Source organism: Streptomyces panacea, from assembly GCF_040560175.1.
Lineage (GTDB): Bacteria > Actinomycetota > Actinomycetes > Streptomycetales > Streptomycetaceae > Streptomyces > Streptomyces panacea.
In genome coordinates this window covers 1-4,667 of record NZ_JARJHW010000312.1, presented here as the reverse complement: position 1 = coordinate 4,667, position 4,667 = coordinate 1, and the positions used below count along the sequence as shown (strand labels likewise).

Annotated in this window: 2 protein-coding genes and 1 pseudogene; 1 reads left to right on the top strand and 2 read right to left on the bottom strand. The window is 68.3% G+C overall.

Annotated features, from left to right (window positions below; translation table 11 throughout):
- On the bottom strand, positions 1-1,481 hold a 1,481-nt coding region (locus P3L51_RS35200), incomplete at its 3' end, for a potassium/proton antiporter (RefSeq protein ID WP_354609435.1).
- Between the two features lie 234 nt (positions 1,482-1,715).
- Here P3L51_RS35200 and P3L51_RS35195 point away from each other — a divergent pair.
- Positions 1,716-4,511 carry a penicillin acylase family protein gene (locus P3L51_RS35195; RefSeq protein WP_354609434.1) on the top strand — a complete coding sequence of 932 codons (2,796 nt, stop codon included), beginning with the start codon at positions 1,716-1,718 and terminating at the stop codon, positions 4,509-4,511.
- A 42-nt stretch (positions 4,512-4,553) separates the two neighbouring features.
- Here the strand turns inward: P3L51_RS35195 and P3L51_RS35190 are convergent.
- Positions 4,554-4,667 (bottom strand): annotated as a pseudogene (locus P3L51_RS35190) (5-formyltetrahydrofolate cyclo-ligase); the annotation flags it as partial.

Here is a 4,667-nt window from a genome sequence, read left to right as displayed (position 1 = left end):
CCGCCCTGCCCGACGGCCCGCAGCCGCCGCTCGGCCGCGTCCCGCACCGGATCCGTCGCCACCACCAGCAGCTCGTCCCCCCGCCGCAGCACGGTGGACGGCCCCGGCACGAAGCTCTTGTCCTCCCGTACGACCAGCGTGACCGCCGACCCCGCGGGCAGCCGCAGCTCGCCGACCTCCACGCCGTGCATCTTCGACCGGTCCGGGATGGCCACGGACAGCAGATGACCGCGCAGCCGCTCCAGCGGCGCCGACTCGACCCCGAGGTCGGCCGCCTCGGCGGGGTTGCCGAGGTGCAGCATCCTGGCGACCCAGGGCAGCGTCGGCCCCTGCACGAGTGTGTAGACGACGACCAGCACGAAGACGATGTTGAAGATCCGGTGGCTGCCCTCGATCCCCGAGACCATCGGGATGGTCGCGATGACGATGGGCACGGCGCCACGCAGCCCCGCCCACGACATCAGCGCCTTCTCCTGCCAGGGGATACGGAACGGCGCGAGGCTGACCAGTACGGACAGGGGCCGCGCCACCGCGGTCAGCACCAGGCCCACTATCACCGCGGGCCAGAAGTCGTCGCCCAGTTCGTGCGGCGTCACCAGCAGCCCCAGCAGGACGAACATGCCGATCTGCGCGAGCCAGCCGAGCCCCTCCGCGAAACCGCGGGTCGCGGGCGCGTGCGGCAGCTTGGAGTTCCCCAGCAGCATGGAGGCCAGGTAGACGGCGAGGAATCCGCTGCCGTGGGCCATGGCCCCGGCCGCGTACGCGACGACGGCGATGGCCATCACGGCGATCGGGTACAGACCGGAGGCCGGCAGCGCCACATGCCGGAGCCCGAAGGCGCCCAGCCAGCCGACCGCGATCCCGACGGCGGCACCGATGGCCAGCTCCAGGACGATCTCGCCGACCAGTACGTACCAGTGCTCCACCGGTCCGACGGTCGACAGCGCCACGACCATGATCACCACGGGGGCGTCGTTGAAGCCCGACTCCGCCTCCAGCGCGCCCGTCACCCTCGACGGCAGCGGAATCTTCCTCAGTACGGAGAAGACGGCGGCGGCGTCCGTGGACGAGACGACCGCGCCGATGATCAGCGCCTGCCGCCAGTCCAGACCGACGAGATAGTGCGCGGCGGCCGCGGTGACGCCCACGCTCACGCCGACACCGACGGTCGACAGGGCGACGGCGGCCGGCAACGCGGGTTTGGCCTCTTTCCACTTGGCGGCGAGACCGCCCTCGGCGAGGATCACGACCAGCGCGGCGTAGCCGATCACCTGGGTCAGCTCGGCGTTGTCGAACTTGACGTTGAAGATGCCGTCCTGGCCTATGACGACGCCGATCCCGAGGTAGAGCAGCAGGCTGGGCAGCCCGCTCCGGGACGAGATCCGTACCGCGGCGACTGCGATCAGCAGCACGAGCGAGCAGATGAGCAGGAGTTCATTGAGCTGGTGGACAGTCAGCGGCCGATCCTTCCCCTCGCGCACACCGGATCGTTTCTCCGGCAGTAGGCACTTCGTTACCTTACCTAATCTTTAACGTTTTCTTGACGCGATCGATCGTCCGTGCGATCGATCGCGTGATTTCCTGTGTGATCGTCTGAGGAGTCCCGTCGGGCCGTACTCCGGGTCGTACTAGTGACACCGCGTCGGGACGGGTGAAGCGCTGCGCCTATGGTTGCTGCAGCATTCCAGGACCACCCTGCCCCTCGAAGGACAGCGATGCCCGCCAACTCAACGCCCCCCGCCACCAAAAAGAAGGGGCGACGCGCCCGCTTTGTCGTGATCGTCCTGGTGCTGGCGCTGGTAGCAGGCGTTGGTTACGGCGCCTACTGGGGCGTCAGCACCGTGCGTGCCTCGCTCCCGCAGACCACCGGCACGATAAAGCTGCCGGGACTCGACGGCCAGGTCGAGGTCAAGCGCGACAGTTACGGCGTCCCGCAGATCTACGCGAATACCGACAAGGACCTGTTCCGCGCGCAGGGCTACGTCCAGGCGCAGGACCGCTTCTGGGAGATGGACGTCCGGCGCCACATGACCTCGGGGCGGCTTTCCGAGATGTTCGGCAAGGGGCAGGTCGCGACGGACGAGTTCCTGCGCACGCTCGGCTGGCGGCGGGTGGCCCAGCAGGAGTACGACACCAAGCTCTCGGACGAGACGAAGAAGAACCTCCAGTCGTACGCGGACGGCGTCAACGACTACCTCAAGGGCCGCGACGGCAAGGACATCTCCGTCGAGTACGCCGCGCTGAACTTCACCAACGACTACAAGCCCGCGAAGTGGACCCCCGTCGACTCCGTGGCCTGGCTCAAGGCGATGGCGTGGGACCTGCGCGCCAACATGCAGGACGAGATAGACCGTTCGCTGCTCACGAGCAGGATGGACGAGAAGCAGATCAAGGACCTGTATCCGTCGTATCCGTACGACAGGAACCAGCCGATCGTCAGCGAGGGCGCGGTCGACCCGCTCGCGAAGGAGTTCGACCCGAAGGCCGAACCGGGCGACGCGACGGGCACCGGCACGGGAACGGGCACAGGTACGGGAACAGGCACCGGCACCGGCACGGGAACGGGCACCGGTACGGGAACAGGCACCGGCACGGGCGGCGCCGTCGAGGGCCTGGAGTCCCAGCTCGACGCCCTCTCCGGCACCCTCGACGAGATCCCCGCCCTCCTCGGCCCCAGCGGCAGCGGCATAGGCTCCAACTCGTGGGTCGTCTCCGGCGAGTACACGACGACCGGCAAGCCGCTGCTCGCCAACGACCCGCACCTCGCGCCCCAACTGCCCTCCGTCTGGTACCAGATGGGCCTGCACTGCCGCAGCTTCACCAAGGACTGCCAGTACGACGTCGCCGGCTACACCTTCGCCGGCATGCCGGGCGTCATAATCGGCCACAACAAGGACATCGCCTGGGGCATGACCAACCTCGGCGCCGACGTGACCGACCTCTATCTGGAGAAGGTCAACGGCGACACCTACCAGTACGGGAACGAGCAGAAGAAGTTCAAGACCCGTCAGGAAACGATCAAGGTCGCCGGGGGCAAGTCCAAGACCATCACGGTCCGCTCCACCGAGAACGGCCGCCCGGTCGTCTCCGACCGCAACTCCGAGCTGCGCAAGGTCGGCGACAAGGCCCCCGTCAACAACGCCGCCCCCGACCGCGGCGAGGGATACGCGGTCTCCCTCCAGTGGACCGCCCTTGAGGCGGGCAAGTCCATGGACGCGGTCTTCGCGCTCAACAAAGCGAAGAACTTCCCCGAGTTCCGCCAGGCGGCCCGGAACTTCGAGGTCCCCTCGCAAAACCTGATCTACGCGGACACGAAGGGCAAGATCGGCTACCAGGCGCCCGGCCGGATCCCGATCCGCGCCGAGGGCGACGGCTCGATGCCGGCCCCCGGCTGGGAGCCGAAGTACCGCTGGGAGGACTACATCCCCTTCGACGAGCTTCCTTACGAGGAGGACCCGGAGCGCGGCTACATCGTCACCGCCAACCAGGCCGTCATCGACTCGGACGACTACCCGTACCCGCTGACCGAGGACTGGGGCTACGGCGCCCGCAGCGAGCGGATCAACGACCTCATCAAGTCGAAGATCAAGGACGGTGGCAAGATCTCCACCGACGACATGCGCACCATGCAGACCGACAACTACAGCGAGATCGCCAAGCTGCTGATGCCGCACCTGCTGAAGGTCGATGTCTCGGACCCCTCGATCCGCGAGGCCCAGAAGCTCCTCGAAGGCTGGGACAACTCCCAGGAGCCGGACTCGGCGGCGGCCGCGTACTTCAACGCGGTCTGGCGCAACGTCCTCAAGCTCGCCTTCGGGAACAAGCTTCCCAAGGAGATGCGCGTCAAGGGGGAGTGCCTCAACGTGCGCCCCGCCGACAGCACGGGCCCGGCCGACGACCTCGAAGAACTGGTACGGGAGTGCGGCCAGCGCTCCGCGGACTCGGCGCAGCCCGACGGCGGCGACCGGTGGTTCGAGATCACCCGCAAGATCCTCAAGGACGAGGACAACGACTGGTGGCAGGCCCCCAAGACGCGGGTCGAGGGTCCGGCCAAGACGCGTGACGAACTCCTGCTGCGCGCGCTCACGGACGCGCGCTGGGAGCTGACCGCCAAGCTCGGCAAGGACGTCTCCACCTGGAGCTGGGGCCGGCTGCACCAGCTGACCCTGGAGAACCAGACCCTCGGTACGGAGGGTCCCGGCATCGTGAAGTCCCTCCTCAACCGCGGCCCGTGGAATCTGGGCGGCGGCGAGGCCGCGGTCAACGCCACGGGCTGGAACGCGGCCGGCGGCTACGACGTCAGGTGGGTGCCGTCCATGCGGATGGTGATCAACGTCGACGACTGGGACAAGTCCCGCTGGATCAACCTGACCGGTGCCTCGGGGCACGCGTACAGCGCGAACTACACCGACCAGACGGAGAAGTGGGCCAAGGGCGAGCTGCTCGACTGGCCGTTCAGCAGCAGAGCCGTGGAGGAGAGCACGGGGGACACCCTGACGCTCACGCCGTAGGGCGCCCCGCGCCCGGCCGGGCAGCCCCGGCCGGGCGCGTCCTCACGCGCTCGTGAAGCGCCTCGTCCCACCCGGAGTGACCACCAGGTGCACGGGACGGTCGTGCGGCTCCTCCGGGACCCGCTCGACCACCTCGTGGTCGTACAGCAGCACCGC